This is a genomic window from Scleromatobacter humisilvae (assembly GCF_023231945.1).
Classification (GTDB): Bacteria; Pseudomonadota; Gammaproteobacteria; order Burkholderiales; family Burkholderiaceae_C; genus Scleromatobacter; species Scleromatobacter humisilvae.
In genome coordinates this window covers 24,664-39,918 of the sequence record NZ_JAJLJH010000016.1, presented here as the reverse complement: position 1 = coordinate 39,918, position 15,255 = coordinate 24,664, and the positions used below count along the sequence as shown (strand labels likewise).

Sequence of the window (15,255 nt, the reverse complement as noted above, 5' to 3'; positions counted from 1 at the left end):
GGCGCGTTACGAAAAGTTCGCGGGAACTGAGGGCAACAATGACCCTCTGCCGCCCGGATTGGCGCCGGTCTTGCCCACCTACACTGTGGTCTGGGGCGCTGCCACCCCGTGCCGAACTTTTCATGGAATTGCAACTGAGCGCATTTTTCGATCCAGTCGTCAGACGGCTGCGCTTCATGCCGTGGCGGCGCGGGCTTCAACTGGCCTGGAAAACCTTGGTGTACGCCGGCTTGTCCGTGCTGTGCCTGCTCGTGCTCGCGTGGTTGACTCTGCAGTGGGGGATTCTGCCGCACATCGAGGATTGGCGCCCTGAGATAGAACGCCATGCCAGCCGCGCGATAGGGGTTCCGGTGCGTATCGGCCACATCAGCGTCCGATCGTCTTCGTGGATACCCGCGGTCGACCTGCGCGACGTCGTCTTCGCCGACCCGTCCGGCGCCGAGGCGCTGCGGCTGCCGCGCGTCTCCGCCGCGCTGTCGCCGAAGTCGCTGCTGGTGATGTCGCCTCGCCTGGCCCAGCTCTACATCGAGGACGCGCGCCTGCTGGTGCGGCGCGACGCCGCCGGCCACGTGCACGTCGGCGGCCTCGCGCTCGCGGCGCGCGCCACCGTCTCCAGCGCCAACGAGGCCGCGACGCTGGATTGGCTGTTCAGCCAGGAAGAACTCGTGCTGCGCCGCGGCGCCGTGCGCTGGATCGACGAGCAGCGCAACGCCCCCGCGCTCGAGCTCACCGACGTCGACATCGTGCTGCGCAACGGCCTGCGCTCGCACGACATGCGCGTCGACGCCACGCCGCCCGCCGACTGGGGCGACCGCTTCACGCTGCGCGCGCGCACGCGCCAGCCGCTGTTCTCGTATGCCGGCGACTGGCGCCGCTGGACCGGCACGCTCTACGCCGACCTGCCGCGCGGCGACGTCGCGCAATTGAAGCGCCACGTCGACCTGCCGTTCCAGCTCGATGGCGGCCAGGGCTCGCTGCGCCTGTGGCTCGACTTCCAGAACAACCACTGGCGCAGCGCCACCGCGGACGTGCAGCTCAATGGCGTCGGCGTGCGCCTGGCGTCCAGCGTCGAGCCGCTGGCGATCGCGCACGCGGGCGGGCGCCTGACCGCGAGCCGCGACCCGGCCGGCGTCACGGTCACCGCGGAGCACTTCGGCTTCGAGACGGCCGCCGGCGTGGCCTGGCCCGCGAGCGACGTGCGCCTGTCGTGGCAGCAGGCGCAGCGCAGCGTGGTCGAGCGGCTCGGGCGGCACGCCTACGTCAGCTACACGCGCGAGAAGGCGATCGCGCAGGCCGAGGGCCGCGCGGTGCCGCCGCCGCCGAGGGCGTCGTCGGCCAGCGGCAAGGTGCCCTGGGACGACCTCGATCCCGTGACCGGCGGCGAGCTGTCCGCCGATCACCTCGACCTGACGCTGATGCGCCGCCTCGCCGCCGCGCTGCCGCTGCCGCCGCTCGCGCAGCAGTGGCTCGCCGACTTCCAGCCCGAGGGCGTCGTGCGCCGGCTCGACGCGCACTGGACGGGCCCGTTGGCCGCGCCGCGGCTGTACCGGGTCAACGCGGCCGTCGATGGCTTCTCGATGGCGGCCGGCGCGATCCCCGAGGGCGGTCGCAGCGGACGCCCGGGCTGGCACAACGCCAGCGTCAGCGTCGACGCGAGCGAGCGCGGCGGCACGGCGCACGTGTCGCTGGACGGCGGCAGCCTCTCGCTGCCCGGCGTGTTCGAGGAGCCGGTGATCCCGTTCGACCGCTTCGCCGCCAACGCGAAGTGGACGATCGCCCCGGCGCGCGACGCCGCGCAGCCGCCGGACATCGCGCTCGCGCTCGACGACGTGCGCTTCGCCAACGCCGACGCCGAGGGCGCGCTGCAACTGCAGTGGCACAGCGGCCCGAGTGTGGCACCCGGCGCGGCCGCCGCCGCGGCTGCGAGCCAGGTCGGCCGCGGCCGGCGCTTTCCCGGCAGCGTCGACCTGAAGGGCGTGCTGACCCACGCCCACGCGGCGCGCCTCGCGCGCTACCTGCCCGCGCCCGGCATGACGGAGACGCGCAGCTACATCGCCGCCGCGTTCTCGTCCGGCGAGATGGAGAACGTGCGCTTCAGCGTGCGCGGCGACCTCGCCGGCTTCCCGTACCAGCGCCTGCACGACGGCGAGTTCCGCATCGATGGCCAGGTGCATGGCGTCGGTCTCGACTACGTGCCCGGCCCGCGCCTGGACGACGGCTCGCGCGGCCCGTCCCAGTGGCCTGCGTTCACACAGGTGGCCGGCGAGATCGTGCTCGATCGCGGCAGCCTCGAGATCCACGATGCCAGCGGCCGCATGGACGGCCTGTCGCTGCACGACGTCAACGGCGGCATCAGGAACCTCTACGAACAGCAGACGCTGACGCTGCACGGCCAGGTCGACGGCCCGATGACCGATTTCCTGCACTACGTGGCGCAGTCGCCGGTGGCCGGCTGGCTGCACAACGGCCTGGCCAGCACCAGCGCCAGCGGCGACGCCAACCTCGATCTCGCGCTCGACATCCCGTTGCACAAGGGCGGCAGCCAGGCCACCGTCAACGGCGCGTTGACGCTGTCCGGCAACGACGTGCGCCTGGTGCCGGGCGCGCCCGAGCTCGTCGATGCGCGCGCCCGCGTCGCGTTCACCGAGAAGGGCGTCACGGTCACCGGCGGCCATGCGCGCGCGCTCGGCGGCGACGCCACCTTCGACGGCGGCACGCAGGCCGACGGCAGCCTGCGCTTCACGGCACTCGGCGCGATCAGCGCGGACGGCCTGCGCAAGGTCGCGGGCGAGCCGGTGCTGGCGCGCCTCGCCTCGCGCGTCAGCGGCCAGGCCAGCTACAAGCTGGGCATCGCGATCGTCAAGGGCCAGACCGAGTTCGCGCTGACGAGCCCGCTCGCGGGCCTCGGCCTGGCGTTGCCCGCGCCGCTGAACAAGCCGGCCGACGCGGCGTGGCCGCTGAGCGTGTCCACCACGATGTCGACCGAGGAGGGGCGTCCGCGCGACACGCTGCGCGTGGAGCTGTCGCAGCCGCAGGGCCCGCTGCTGCAGGCCGAGGTGCTGCGCGACCGCTCCGCCGACGTGCCGCGCCCGCTGCGCGCGGCCTATGCCGTCGGCGCGCCGCTGCCGCCGCTGCAGCCCGGCGGCGTGCTGCTGCTGCACGGGCCGTCGTTCAACGGCGACGCGTGGCTGGCGTTCTGGCGCGGCTTGTCCGGCGCCGCGGTCGCGGCGGCGCCGCCCGCGCCCGGCGCGCACGACGCCGCCGACGAGATGGGCATCAGCTACGTGCCGTCGGCGGCGGCGCTGAAGACGCCCGACCTGGTCATCGGCGGCCGCCACCTCACCAACGTCGACGTGCTGCTGGCGCGCGTGATGGCCGCGGGCGACGACGTCTGGCGCTCCAACATCGCGTCCGACCAGACCAAGGGCGTCGTCGAATACCGGCCCGAGACGCCCAGCCGCGGCGCGCAGCTGTTCGCGCGGCTGGATCGCCTCTCGCTCGACGCCCACGACATGGACGGCGCCACCGCCGCCGACGCCGCCGCCAGCGCGCCGGCCCAGGAGCCGCCGCCGCAGACCAACACCGTGCCGGCGCTCGACATCGTCGTCGAGAACTTCGAGCTCAACGCGAAGCGCCTCGGCAAGCTGGAGGTTGCCGCCACGCTGCAGTCGGGCGCGCGCGACTGGCGCCTGACCAAGCTCGCGCTGACGACCCCCGAGGCGAAGCTGAGCGGCAGCGGCCGCTGGAGCGGCGCGCCGGTGCGCCACATGGCGCTCGACTTCGACCTCGAGCTCGCTGACTCCGGTGCCTTCCTCGAACGCCTCGGCCTGGGCCAGGTGCTCAAGAAGGGCAAGGGCAAGCTGACGGGCGCGGTCACGTGGACGGGCTCGCCGCTCGCGCTCGACTACCCGAGCCTGGCCGGCCGGCTGCGCCTCGAGATCGACGAGGGCCAGTTCCTCAAGGCCGACGCCGGCGCCGGCCGGCTGCTGGGCGTGCTGAGCCTGCAATCGCTGCCGCGCCGCCTCACGCTCGACTTCCGCGACCTGTTCGACGAAGGCTTCGCGTTCGACAACGTCACCGGCGACGTCCTGATCGAGCGCGGCGTGGCCACCACGAAGGACCTGCGCATGCGCAGCGCCAACGCCGCGGTGCTGATGTCCGGCCGCGCCGACCTGAAGGCCGAGACGCAGGACCTGGACGTGATCATCGTGCCCGAGGTCAACGCCGGCGCGGCCTCGCTCGCCTACGCGGCCATCAACCCGGTGATCGGCATCGGCACCTTTCTTGCGCAGCTGTTCCTGCGCAGCCCGCTCACGGAGGCCGGCACGCGCGAGCTGCACATCACCGGCGGCTGGGCCGACCCGAAGGTCGACCAGGTCGAGCACAAGGCGGCGGTCGCGGCCGCCGCCGCCGCGGCCTCGGCGGCACGCGCGGACGAGGCGGCACAGGCGGCGTCCGCGGCTTCGGCCGCGTTCGCCAGGCCCGCGCCCTGAACGGCTGAAACCCCGCCCCGCGCGCCGGACGGAATACGCCGCCGGACGGATACTCGAGGCAACGCAAGGAAGCTCCATGACGAAGTTCGCCGCCATCCAGACCGTCTCCACGCCCGACGTCGATCGCAACCTGGCCGCCGCCGGCCGCCTCGTCGCCCAGGCCGCCGCGGCAGGCGCGCGCTGGATCGCGCTGCCCGAGTACTTCTGCCTGATGGGGCTGCGCGACGACGCCAAGCTGGCCATCGCCGAGGCCGACGGCGACGGCCCCATCCAGCGATTCCTGGCCGACACCGCGCGCGAGCACGGCATCACGCTCATCGGCGGCACGCTGCCGATCCTGGCCAGCACGCCCAACCGCGTGCGCAACGCGTGCTGTGTCTACGGCCCCGAGGGCACGCGGGTGGCCCGCTACGACAAGATCCACCTGTTCGCGTTCGACAACGGCAAGGAAGCCTACGACGAGGCCCGCGTGCTGGAGCCGGGCGACACGCCGGTGGCCTTCGAACGCGACGGCTGGCGCGCCGGCCTGTCGGTCTGCTACGACCTGCGCTTTCCCGAGCTGTACCGCGGGCTGATGCGCACGCCCTGCGACGTGCTGTTCGTGCCGGCCGCGTTCACCTACACCACCGGCCTCGCGCACTGGCTGCTGCTGCTGCGCGCCCGCGCGGTCGAGAACCAGTGCTACGTCGTCGCGCCCGCGCAGGGCGGCACGCACGAGAACGGCCGCCGCACCTTCGGCCACAGCGTCGTCATCGATCCTTGGGGCGAGGTGCTGTCGCTTGCGCTCGACGGCGCGGAAGGCGAGGGCTTCGCGATCGCCGACCTGTCGCACGAGCGCATCGAGCAGGTGCGGATGCAGTTGCCCGCGTTGCGGCATCGGCGGTTGTAGGTCGGCGCGAGTCTTCGCGCGGCCATCGGCGCGTGCTCCTCGGGGCACCCGCCTTGCCGCTTGGACGACAGGGCCGCATGCCGCGGCCTGTCAACGACTCGAGGATCGACATGCACCACGCCATTCGCAGGACGACTGCCCTGTTCGCCGTTATCGCCGCAATGGGAATCGCGCACGCCGAAGGTGGCCCCGGCGATTCGGGCGTTGGCGGCCCGGACGGATCCGCCAGCTCGGCAACCGCTGCAAGGCACGGGTCGACCACTCCGAAGAAGGTCACCCACAAGAAGCGAGCGAACGCCGCGAGCGGTGCCAAGGCCGACGGACCGATGGGCAGCGCGTCGGTCGGCAAGGGCGGCTGAGCCTTTCAAGGCCGCCCGCGGCGAAGCCGGCTATTCCGACCCGGTGCGTTGCTGCTGCAGTTCCTGCCGCCGCATCCGCTTGCAGATCGGATAGTGCTCGAAGCGCGCGTCGTTGTCGCACAGCTTCTTGACGCACGCGGCGATCTTGGCCGGCTCCTGGTCGGCGCAGACCTCGCGCCAGTTCGGCGCGCGGGCCGCGGGCGCCGCGGCCGAGGGCACCGGGGCGACCGTCTCCGGCGCGGGCTTGGCCACGGCTGAAGTGTCCGTGGCCCCGGCGGCGCCGGGTGGCGGTGGGGGAAGCACCGGTGGCGGCAGCTTGAGCGCCGCGATCCTTGCCTCCAGGGCCTTGCCGCGGGCCTCGCGCGCCGACTTCGCGCGCGCCGCCGCCTCCGCCTTCTCCGCGGCACGAGCTGGTTCGGGCGCAGCGGATGCGGCTTCGACGACCGCGGGCGTGCTCGCGACGGCCTCCTCCGTCGTGGCCAGCGCTTGCGAGGGCGGCGCCGATGCCGATGCCGCTTCCGCGACAGGGGCCGACGCGGCGACCGGCGACCCCGCGGCATCGCTGGCCGCGATGTCCGGCGCCGATGCGGCCTCGGCCGCCGCCAGCGCGGCCGTCTTCAGGCCGACCATCGGCATCCACTGCTGCCGCGTCGTCCAGGCGCCGGCCGCCGCCGCGCCCAGCACGAGCAGCAGCACCAGGGCCTTCAGCGGCGACTGCGATTTCGGCGGCAGCATCACGCTGCGCTCCGGGGCTTCCAGCTCGTCGGGGTGGCGGCTGGGCCTGGCCGGCGCGGGCGGTGCCGGGATGCGCTGGGTCGGGGCGACGCGCATCGTCGCCTGGATCGTCTTCTCGTAGCCCGCATCGACCGGCGGGGCCGGAGACGCCGTCGCCGCCGATGCCTGCGCCGTGGCGGGGCCCGGCACGGCGCTGCGTCCGGCGAGGGCGTCGCGCATCTGCGTCACCGATTGCGGACGATCCTGCGGCCGCACCGCCATCGCCCAGTCCAGCACGCGCAGCAGCTCCTTCGAGCAGCCGCGCGGCGCGATGCGCGCCAGCGGCTCCAGCTCGTCGCCCATCACCCGCCCGGTGGCGGGCAGCGGGGCGCGGCCGGTCAGCAGGAAGTAGCAGGTGCCGGCCAGCGCGTACAGATCCGTCCAGGGCCCTTGGCGCATGGACTGCGTCTCGGCGTACTGCTCGATCGGCGCGAACTGCGGCTTCAGGATGGCGGTGACGTTCTGCGTGCGGTCGGCCAGCACCAGGCGGGCGGCGCCGAAGTCGAGCAGCACGGGGCGCTGGTTGTCGCACCACAGGATGTTGTCGGGCGCGATGTCGCGGTGGTAGACGGCGGCGTCGTGCATCGTCTCGAGCGCGCCCAGCAGCGGCTCGATCAGCGCGCGCATCCAGGCGTCGTCGAAGCCGCCGGCGCCGCGCTCCTTGCGCAGTTCGCGCAGGTTGCGGCCCTTGTAGAGCGGCATGGCCATGTAGGCGGTGCCGTTGCCCTCCCAGAAGCGGAAGACCTTGACCAGCGCCGGATGGTCGAAGCGCGCGAGCAGGCGGGCCTCGTTGACGAAGGACTGCAGTCCGACGGCGAAGCTGTCGTCGTGCGCGCTGGTGCGCAGGGTCACGCGCTGGCCGGCGCCGCGGCCGGCCAGCGAGACCGGCATGTATTCCTTGAGGGCCACGTCCCGCTGCAGCGCGTGGTCCCAGGCCCGGTAGACGATCCCGAAGCCGCCGGCGCCCAGCACCTCGCGGATCTCGAATTCCGCGAGACGGGTGCCGGTCGGCAGCGCGTCGTTGCCGCTTTCCGCGGGAACCGCGGCGCCGGATCGGGTGTTCGAGGGATCGGACATGGTGGCGTAGTGTGCCGCAGCCGGCGATCCGTGCTCAACGGCCCAACCCGCCCGGCGGTGGACGCAGCGTCAAAATGCGCGGCGATCGCGCCGATGTCGATTTCCGGCGCCGCCATTCGTCGCCAACGACTGGCCCGTGCTGCCAGGCTTCGGAAAGGCATCATGAAACTGCTCCTCACCTCCGCCGGCATCAAGAACCCGAGCATCCACGCCGCGTTGCTCGACCTCCTCGGCAAGCCCATCGCCGACTGCAACGCCCTGTGCATCCCCACGGCCGGATACGGTCACCCGATGGGCAGTCCGGTGGGCGCCTGGCGCTTCGTCAGCGGCAACCAGCCGCTCACGCCGATGTGCGAACTCGGCTGGAAATCGGTGGGCTTGCTGGAGCTGACCGCGCTGCCCGGCATCGCCCGGGAGCGCTGGACGCGCTGGGTTCGCGAGGCGGACGTCCTGCTGGTCAACGGCGGCGACGCCGTCTACCTGGCGCACTGGATGCGGCAGTCCGGCCTGGCGGAGTTGCTGGCGGACATGCCCGACAAGGTCTGGGCCGGCCTCAGCGCCGGCAGCATGGTCATGACGCCCCGGGTCGGCGAGGACTTCGTCGAGGCGAAGCCGTCCATCACCGGCGACGACCGCGCGCTGGGCGTCGTCGACTTCGCGATCTTCCCGCACCTGGACTACCCGACGTTCCCCGAGAACTCGATGGCCCACGCGGAACGCTGGGCGTCCCGCATCGGCTGCCCGTCCTACGCGATCGACGACGAGACCGCGCTCAAGGTCGTCGACGGCCGCGTCGAGGTCGTCTCGGAAGGGCACTGGAAGTTCTTCCCCGGCTGAGCGGGCCGGGCCGGCGCGGTCACGCCTGTGCCAGCAGCTCGTCCCGATCCGAGCCCGACGACGAGCGCAGCAGCGCCGTCGCGCCGTGCGCCGGCAGGGCCGTCACCTCGATGCCGAACGGCGCGACGTCCGCCGCCACCGCCTCGCAGAAGCCGGCGATCGAGAACAGCGTGGGCCCGCGCTGCCGGCCCGGCGCCGGCACCAGGTGCACGATGCGGCCGGCGCACTGCTCGCGCATCGCCTCCAGCACGCCGCGCGTCACGTTGAACAGCGCGCGCACGGAGGCGCTGAAGTCGTAGGGCGGCGGGCTGTCGAATTCGGTCTGCGGGCTGGCCTCGGAGGCGCCGTGCACCAGCACGTCGATGCCGCCGAAGCGCGCGACCGCGGCCTGGACGGTCGCGGCGACGTCGCGCGTGTCGACGGGGTCGAGCCCCAGCGCGAGCAGGCGTTCGTCCGCCACGCGGCCGACCCGGCGCAGGACGGCGAGCGCATCGTCGTCGGCGGCCACGACCTGGTGGCCGGCGGCCAGTGCCTGGCGGACGATGTCGGCGCCGAGATGGGAAGCCGCGCCGGTCACGAACCATGTTTGTCGATTCATCATCTTCTCCTCGAATGGGACAGTCATGCATGCCGCCGGCCACGCGGAGGGCGCGCGCCGAGGGCGTCGGGTGATCAAAGGGATGCCGGCGTGACGCTTCGCGAACGTCACGGCCCGCGGAGTGCGGGCGCCTGCGGTGCGGTGATGCGTCCCGGGCTCGTCGCAGGCGGGAAGGGCGCGTCGTCTCTCCGCGGCGGGCCACGTCGGGCCGCTTCGCAGGGCGGCCGGGAGGCCGCACGCGCCGATCTCTTTCGAGGCCGGGTGAACGCAGTTTAGGAAATGGCGGCGCCGGCGTGAAGTCCAGAAACTCCAGACTTCTTGCCTAAAACTATAAAAAGCTCCGGAATATGACAATTCGGATTCCGATTCCTGGCCTGTTCCTTTAGAGTGCGGACATCGACGACAAGCCCGGAGAACGCGCCATGGCGCACGACGACGCCGCGCTGCGCGCGGAAATGACGGCCCTGGTGGCCCAGCTGGCGCCCGAGGAGGGCATGACGCCCTCGCTGCTCGAAGGCGTGGCCTTCGGCCGTTCCAACCGCTCGCTGCCGCGCACGCCGGCGCTCTATGAGCCCTGCGTGCTGATCGTCTGCCAGGGCCGCAAGCGCGGCTATTTCGGCGACCAGGTGATGGACTACGGCGCCCACCAGTTCATGGTCGCCTCGGTGCCGATGCCGTTCGAAGGCGAGAGCTTCGCCTCGCCCGAGGAGCCGCTGCTGGTCATGAAGGTCAAGCTGGACCTGGGCATCGTCGCCGACCTGGTGCTGGCGCTGGACGCCTCCGGCGAGTCGGCCGTCGCCGCGGAAAGCCTCGTGTCGGCCCCCATCGATGCGCCGCTGGGCGAGTCGGTGATCCGCCTGCTGCGCGCGCTGCGCTCGCCGCTCGAGACGCGGCTGTTCGGCGCGAGCCTGATGCGCGAGGTCTGCTACCGCGTGCTGACCGGCCCCAAGGGCCCGGCGCTGCGCGCGGCGCTGGCTCAGCGCGGCCACTTCGGCCAGATCGCCAAGGCGCTGCACCGCATCCACGTCGACTTCCACCAGCGGCTCGACATCGACACGCTGGCGCAGGAGGTCAACCTCAGCGCGGCGGCGTTCCACGCGCACTTCAAGACGGTGACGGCGACGTCGCCGATCCAGTACCTGAAGGCGACGCGGCTGCACAAGGCGCGGCTGCTGATGATCCAGGACGGCGTCAGCGCGAGCCGGGCGTCGAGCCGCGTCGGCTACGAGAGCGCGTCGCAGTTCAGCCGCGAGTTCAAGCGCCTGTTCGGCCGCACGCCGGTGGAGGAGCAGCGAAGCGTGCATGCCGCGTACGCGCCGGCGCACGAGGGGCGCGACCGGCCCTGAGCGCGCTCAACCGATGATGTGCACGCGAAAGCTCGTCGCCGCGCGGCCGGCGGGGATGCCGGTGCCGCTGCCCTTGTCGACGGCCACCTCGCCGGCGCCCGCGTCGTGCAGCGTCTGCGCGATCCACTGCGCCTTCGGCTTGGCGGACTCGTCGTAGTAAAGCACCGCCGTCCTGGGCGACAGCCAGGGCTCCCGCTTGTCCAGCGCCTGCGCCTTGATCACCGAGTAGCCGGCTTCCTGCAGCTTGGCGACGAAACTCGCCATGACCTGCGGCGGCGCGCCGAAGCTGTAGACGCCCACCAGGTAATACGCGTTGGCCGCCGCCTTGGTCGCGACCTTGACTTCGGTCGTCGCGCCGCCCGGCGTGCTGTCGACGGCCTTGACCAGCTGGCCGAAGCGCGCCTCGAGGTTCGCGCGCTGCGCGTCGAGGTCGGCCACCTGCTGGCGCGCGGTGTCCTCGTCGCTCTGGATGCTCGCGAGCTCCTTGCCGGCGCGATCGCGCTGCTCGATCGCCGAGGCGGCGTCGGCCTGGGCCTTGGCGACCGTGTAGTCCGCCTTGGCGACCTCGTACTTCGAGATGTAGCTCTGCGCCAGCACGCCGGCCACCGCGACCGCCGCGGTGACGACGCTGATCCAGAACGTGGGGTTGCGCGCGTTCGGGCGCCTCAGCGCCTCGATCTCCAGCTGGAGCTTCTGTTCCTCGAGTTCCTGCTTCGTGGCCATGCGCGCCCCCTTTGCGGGCGATCTTGGCGCGCGCAGGCGACTCAGCGAATCCCCAACTCCGCCCGCCGCGGCAGGTCCGCCCCCTTGCGCGAGCAGGTGATCGCCGCCGCCTGGGCCGCGAAGCGCATCGCGTCGAGCAGCGTCTCGGCGCCCATGCCGCGCACGCCGGCGGGCGACAGCGCGCCGAGCTCGTCGAGGCGCGTCAGCAGCGCGGCCTGGAAGGTGTCGCCGGCGCCGACGGTGTCGATCACGTCGACCTTGACCGGCGGCACCTCGCACACGCCGCTCGCGTGCCAGGCGAACGCGCCGTGGGCGCCGCGGGTGAGCGCGACGAGGCCGGCGCCCTTGCCGAGGCAGTCGGCGGCGAAGGCGGCGGCGTCGATGCCCGGATACAGCAGGCCCAGGTCTTCGTCGCTGAGCTTGAGGACGTCGGTGCGCGGCAGCATCCATTCGAGCGTGTCGCGCCAGACCTGCAGGCTCGGCTCGACGTTCAGGCGCAGGTTGGGGTCGTAGCTGACCACCGTCCTGCCGCGCACGCGGTCGATCAACGCGCGCTGCGTGGCGGCGGTGTCGCCGACGACCATCGTGTACGAGCCGACGTGCAGCACGCGCGCGTCGGCGGGCATGCGTTCCAGCGCCTCGAGCGGCAGCGTGCGGTCGGCGGCGCCGGTGCCGTAGAACGCGTACTCGGGCACGCCCTTGGCGTCGACGCCGATCAGGCTGATCGTCGTCGGCGCGGCGCTGCGATGCACGGCGTCCAGCGACACGCCCTCGGCGCGCAGCGCATCCACCAGCCGGTTGCCCAGCTCGCCGTTCGAGACGCCGCCGAGGAAGGCGACCTTCTGCCCCATGCGCGCGAGACCGAAGGCCACGTTCAGCGGCGAGCCGCCGATGCGGGCGTCGAGCGCGATGCCGGAGGGCGTCGTCGCGCCCGTGAACACATCCATCAGGGCTTCGCCCGCGACCACGAACATGCTTGTCTCTCTTTGAGCTAACTGGAGGATTCAGCGCCAGCCGAACATCATCTGGCGCGCGAACACGCGCTTGGCGAACGGCATCGCCTGCAGCGTCGCGAGGCCCAGCCCGCGCGCGGCCGCGAGTCCGGGCGCGTGCCACGTGAAGCTGCGCGCAAGGAAGTCGGTCGCGCCGATCACGCTCCAGCGGTCGGGCGCGCGCGCGAACGCGAGCCCGCGCAGCGCATGCGCGACGCCGGCATCGGTGGACTGCGCGCAATCGGCCAATCGATCGACCAGCAGGAACGCATCGCGCAGCCCGAGATTCAGGCCCTGCCCGGCGACCGGATGCAGCGTCTGCGCCGCGTTGCCGATGCGCACGACGCGGCCGTCGACCAGGCTGGCCTCGGCGTTGAGCCCCAGCGCGAACGACTTCAGCGGCGAGATCGCCACCGGCGTGCCGACGGCGTCGGGCAGCCGCGTGGCGAGCACGGCCAGGCGCTGCGCGTCGGTCAGCGGCGCGACCGGGTCGTCGGCCGAGTCCACGCACCACACGAGCGCGGCGCGCGAGGTCTTCGGATCGGCGCCCGGCAACGCGGGCAGCGGCAGCAGCGCGAGCGGGCCGTCGCGCGTGAAGCGCTCCATCGCGAGGCCGGGCGTCGCGCCTTCGAGCGTGACGGTGCCGACCCAGGCGGTCTGCCGGTAGTCGTGCGTGACGGCCTTGCGCGACTGCTCCGCGAACACGCCGCCCTCGGCGATCACGGCCAGGTCGAAGCGCTCGCCGACGCTGCCCTCGGGCGTGACGACGACGCCGTCGCCGTCGGTCTTGACGTCGGCGACGGCCGTGCCGAAGCGCGCGTGCAGGCCGGCCTCCGTCGTGCCGAGCGCGCCGTCCCTGGTCGTGCACGCATCGAGGAAGGCCTGCTGCAGCGGCGCGAGCAGCGTGCCGTAGCTCAGCACCGCGCCGAGCATGGGCACGTCCAGTTCGTCGGCGCGGATGTGGACGACCGCCTCGCCGAACGGCGTTGCCAGCGTCGGCGGCGCCTGCGACACGTGCACCTGGCGGATCGGCGCGGACTTGGCGCCGGGCCAGGCGCGCAGGCGCTCCAGCATCTGCACGCTGCCGAGCGACAGGGCGAGGGTGCGCGGATCGCCGGTGATGTCCTTGGCGGCGTCGCGCGTGTCGAACACGCTGACCGACCAGCCCGGCAGGCGTTGCCGCGCGAGCAGGGCCAGCGACAGGCCCACCGGGCCGCCGCCGATCACGGCCAGCCGCGGCGGCGCGGTTCGTCGGGTGTCGTGGGTTGTCACCATGGATGCAAAGGTCAGGGGTGGAATGCTATTGTGGCCCGATGCCCGCGGTCGTGTTGATACGCGGGCGCCGTCATGGAGATACGCCAATGCAATACCGTCGACTGGGCCGCGCCGGCCTGCAAGTGAGCGAGCTGTCGCTCGGTTCCTGGGTCACCTACGCCAACCAGGTGGACGTCAACGCCGCCGTCGAGATGATGGCCGCGGCCTACGACGCCGGCGTCAACTTCTTCGACAACGCCGAGGCCTACGCCGGCGGCAAGAGCGAGGAGGTGATGGGCGCGGCGCTGAAGAAGCTGGGCTGGGCGCGGCTGAACTACAGCGTGTCGACCAAGTTCTTCTGGGGCCTGCCCGATGCGGGCGGCATCACCGTCAACCGCAAGAACACGCTGAACCGCAAGTACCTGATGCAGGCCATCGACGGCTCGCTGCAGCGCTTCGGGCTGGAACACCTCGACCTCGTCTACTGCCATCGCGGCGACCCGAACACGCCCATCGAGGAGACCGTGCACGCGATGAGCGACATGGTCACGCAGGGCAAGGCGCTCTACTGGGGCACCAGCGAGTGGACGGCGGCCGACATCCGCGCCGCCTGGGACATCGCCGAGCGCCACCACCTGCACAAGCCGGTGATGGAGCAGCCGCAATACCACCTGTTCCATCGCGAGAAGGTCGAGAAGGAATTCGCGCGCCTCTACGACGACATCGGCCTGGGCCTGACGACGTGGAGCCCGCTGGCCTCGGGCCTGCTGACCGGCAAGTACAAGAGCGGCATCCCGGCCGACAGCCGCGGCGCGATGCAGAACATGAGCTTCCTGCACGACGCGCTGACCGACCAGGCCAAGAACGCCGCCGTCGCGAAGCTGGAGCCGATCGCGCGCGACCTGGGCGCGACGACCGCGCAGCTGGCGATCGCGTGGGTGGCGAAGAATCCGCACGTCAGCACCGTCATCACCGGCGCGTCCAGCGTCAAGCAGCTGAAGGACAACCTGAAGGCGGCGGAGATCATTGCGAAGCTGACGCCGGACGTGCTCAAGCGCATCGACGAGATCACGGCGCCGCTGGCCGACTGAGCCACGCTGTCGCGCACGAAGGCCCGGCATGCCGGGCCTTTTTCATTTCAACGGGGCGTTCAGCGCCGCGAGACGTTCCATCGTCCCGACGTCCGTCCAGCTTCCGCCGAAGAACTCTGCGCGCAGGCGGCCTTCGTCGATGGCGCGTTCGAGCTTCGGCCGCAGTGCCATCTTCGTGCCCACCGGGATGTCGCGGAACAGCGCCGCCCGGAACAGGCCGACACTGGCCCAGGTCAGCTTGGGCCCTGCCGTCCGACTGGCGAGGCGATCGGCGTCGATGCCGAAGTCGCCGGCCGGATGATGCGGCGCGTTCTTCACCAACCACAACTCGCCGAGCGCATCGCTCTCGACGAACAGCGTCGCGTCCACGGGATCGAACGCGAAGCCTGGAATGTAGACATCGCCCGAGACGACCCAGAACGCGTCGCCCAGCAACGGCAGCGCCTTCGCGATGCCGCCGGCCGTCTCCAGCGCGCCGCCGTGGTCGCGGCCTTCGAACGAGTACGTGATGTGCACGCCGTATCGCGAGCCGTCGCCCAGCGCGGCCGGGAACTGCTCCTCGAGCCAGGCGGTGTTGACGACGACCTCGCGAACGCCCGCCCGCGCGAGCGCCTCGAGATGCCATTCGATCAGCCGCTTGCCGCGGACCTCGAGCAGCGGCTTGGGCGTATGGTCGGTCAGCGGCCGCATGCGTTCGCCGCGGCCGGCGGCCAGGATCAGTGCCTTCATTCACGCAGTGTAAAAGGGCTGGTCACGGGTTTTCCCCGCGTTTGCCGGCCTCCCGTCTAAAATCGCGGGCTCCGCCCCCGCCGATCTGGCCCC

12 protein-coding genes are annotated in these 15,255 nt (G+C 72.1%); 6 read left to right on the top strand and 6 right to left on the bottom strand.

Annotation, left to right across the window (positions count from 1 at the left end):
- Positions 1 to 38 precede the first annotated feature (38 nt).
- From LPC04_RS28075 to LPC04_RS28065, 3 genes are all read left to right on the top strand, one after another.
- Complete coding sequence (locus LPC04_RS28075) at positions 39 to 4,493, top strand: YhdP family protein (RefSeq protein ID WP_338055493.1); 4,455 nt, start codon at positions 39 to 41, stop codon at positions 4,491 to 4,493.
- A gap of 76 nt (positions 4,494 to 4,569) precedes the next feature.
- Entirely contained in the window at positions 4,570 to 5,382 is an 813-nt protein-coding gene (locus LPC04_RS28070; protein ID WP_275685644.1) for a carbon-nitrogen hydrolase family protein, read from the top strand.
- 110 nt (positions 5,383 to 5,492) lie between these two features.
- Positions 5,493 to 5,741 (top strand): hypothetical protein, encoded by a 249-nt coding sequence (locus LPC04_RS28065; protein ID WP_275685643.1) that lies wholly within the window; start codon positions 5,493 to 5,495, stop codon positions 5,739 to 5,741.
- 30 nt (positions 5,742 to 5,771) lie between these two features.
- Here LPC04_RS28065 and LPC04_RS28060 read toward each other — a convergent pair whose 3' ends face one another.
- Positions 5,772 to 7,592 (bottom strand): serine/threonine protein kinase, encoded by a 1,821-nt coding sequence (locus tag LPC04_RS28060; protein ID WP_275685642.1) that lies wholly within the window; start codon positions 7,590 to 7,592, stop codon positions 5,772 to 5,774.
- A gap of 162 nt (positions 7,593 to 7,754) precedes the next feature.
- On the opposite strand from LPC04_RS28060, the gene LPC04_RS28055 reads away from it, so the two are divergent.
- Entirely contained in the window at positions 7,755 to 8,429 is a 675-nt protein-coding gene (locus tag LPC04_RS28055) for a Type 1 glutamine amidotransferase-like domain-containing protein (RefSeq protein ID WP_275685641.1), read from the top strand.
- A 19-nt stretch (positions 8,430 to 8,448) separates the two neighbouring features.
- Here the strand turns inward: LPC04_RS28055 and LPC04_RS28050 are convergent, their stop codons facing one another.
- Positions 8,449 to 9,027, bottom strand: coding sequence for an SDR family NAD(P)-dependent oxidoreductase (locus LPC04_RS28050; RefSeq protein WP_275685640.1), 579 nt, complete (start codon positions 9,025 to 9,027; stop codon positions 8,449 to 8,451).
- Positions 9,028 to 9,449: 422 nt separating this feature from the next.
- On the opposite strand from LPC04_RS28050, the gene LPC04_RS28045 reads away from it, so the two are divergent.
- Positions 9,450 to 10,373: an AraC family transcriptional regulator gene (locus LPC04_RS28045; RefSeq protein WP_275685639.1), complete on the top strand. Its 924-nt coding sequence runs from the start codon at positions 9,450 to 9,452 to the stop codon at positions 10,371 to 10,373.
- Between the two features lie 6 nt (positions 10,374 to 10,379).
- On the opposite strand, the gene LPC04_RS28040 is transcribed toward LPC04_RS28045, so the two are convergent.
- From LPC04_RS28040 to LPC04_RS28030, 3 genes are read right to left on the bottom strand one after another with little or no spacing between them, the layout of a single operon-like run.
- Entirely contained in the window at positions 10,380 to 11,096 is a 717-nt protein-coding gene (locus tag LPC04_RS28040) for a hypothetical protein (RefSeq protein WP_275685638.1), read from the bottom strand.
- 41 nt (positions 11,097 to 11,137) lie between these two features.
- The gene (locus LPC04_RS28035; RefSeq protein WP_275685637.1) at positions 11,138 to 12,070 is read right to left on the bottom strand and encodes a carbohydrate kinase family protein; all 933 of its coding nucleotides are present in this window, start codon (positions 12,068 to 12,070) and stop codon (positions 11,138 to 11,140) included.
- A gap of 30 nt (positions 12,071 to 12,100) precedes the next feature.
- A complete protein-coding gene (locus LPC04_RS28030) occupies positions 12,101 to 13,363 on the bottom strand; it encodes an FAD-dependent monooxygenase (RefSeq protein ID WP_275685636.1) in 1,263 nt (420 codons plus the stop codon).
- Between the two features lie 86 nt (positions 13,364 to 13,449).
- On the opposite strand from LPC04_RS28030, the gene LPC04_RS28025 reads away from it, so the two are divergent.
- Positions 13,450 to 14,433: a potassium channel beta subunit family protein gene (locus tag LPC04_RS28025; protein WP_275685635.1), complete on the top strand. Its 984-nt coding sequence runs from the start codon at positions 13,450 to 13,452 to the stop codon at positions 14,431 to 14,433.
- Between the two features lie 42 nt (positions 14,434 to 14,475).
- Here LPC04_RS28025 and murU read toward each other — a convergent pair whose 3' ends face one another.
- Positions 14,476 to 15,162, bottom strand: a complete 687-nt coding sequence (murU, locus tag LPC04_RS28020; RefSeq protein WP_275685634.1) for an N-acetylmuramate alpha-1-phosphate uridylyltransferase MurU — start codon at positions 15,160 to 15,162, stop codon at positions 14,476 to 14,478.
- Positions 15,163 to 15,255 lie beyond the last annotated feature (93 nt).

Excerpts from the sequence above, each read along its gene's own strand:
- LPC04_RS28035 (WP_275685637.1), bottom strand. The coding sequence starts at position 12,070 with ATGTTCGTGGTCGCGGGCGAAGCCCTGATGGATGTGTTCACGGGCGCG.
- murU (WP_275685634.1), bottom strand. The coding sequence starts at position 15,162 with ATGAAGGCACTGATCCTGGCCGCCGGCCGCGGCGAACGCATGCGGCCG.
- LPC04_RS28055 (WP_275685641.1), top strand. The coding sequence starts at position 7,755 with ATGAAACTGCTCCTCACCTCCGCCGGCATCAAGAACCCGAGCATCCAC.
- LPC04_RS28050 (WP_275685640.1), bottom strand. The coding sequence starts at position 9,027 with ATGAATCGACAAACATGGTTCGTGACCGGCGCGGCTTCCCATCTCGGC.
- LPC04_RS28040 (WP_275685638.1), bottom strand. The coding sequence starts at position 11,096 with ATGGCCACGAAGCAGGAACTCGAGGAACAGAAGCTCCAGCTGGAGATC.
- LPC04_RS28065 (WP_275685643.1), top strand. The coding sequence starts at position 5,493 with ATGCACCACGCCATTCGCAGGACGACTGCCCTGTTCGCCGTTATCGCC.
- LPC04_RS28060 (WP_275685642.1), bottom strand. The coding sequence starts at position 7,592 with ATGTCCGATCCCTCGAACACCCGATCCGGCGCCGCGGTTCCCGCGGAA.
- LPC04_RS28075 (WP_338055493.1), top strand. The coding sequence starts at position 39 with ATGACCCTCTGCCGCCCGGATTGGCGCCGGTCTTGCCCACCTACACTG.
- LPC04_RS28045 (WP_275685639.1), top strand. The coding sequence starts at position 9,450 with ATGGCGCACGACGACGCCGCGCTGCGCGCGGAAATGACGGCCCTGGTG.
- LPC04_RS28070 (WP_275685644.1), top strand. The coding sequence starts at position 4,570 with ATGACGAAGTTCGCCGCCATCCAGACCGTCTCCACGCCCGACGTCGAT.
- LPC04_RS28025 (WP_275685635.1), top strand. The coding sequence starts at position 13,450 with ATGCAATACCGTCGACTGGGCCGCGCCGGCCTGCAAGTGAGCGAGCTG.
- LPC04_RS28030 (WP_275685636.1), bottom strand. The coding sequence starts at position 13,363 with ATGGTGACAACCCACGACACCCGACGAACCGCGCCGCCGCGGCTGGCC.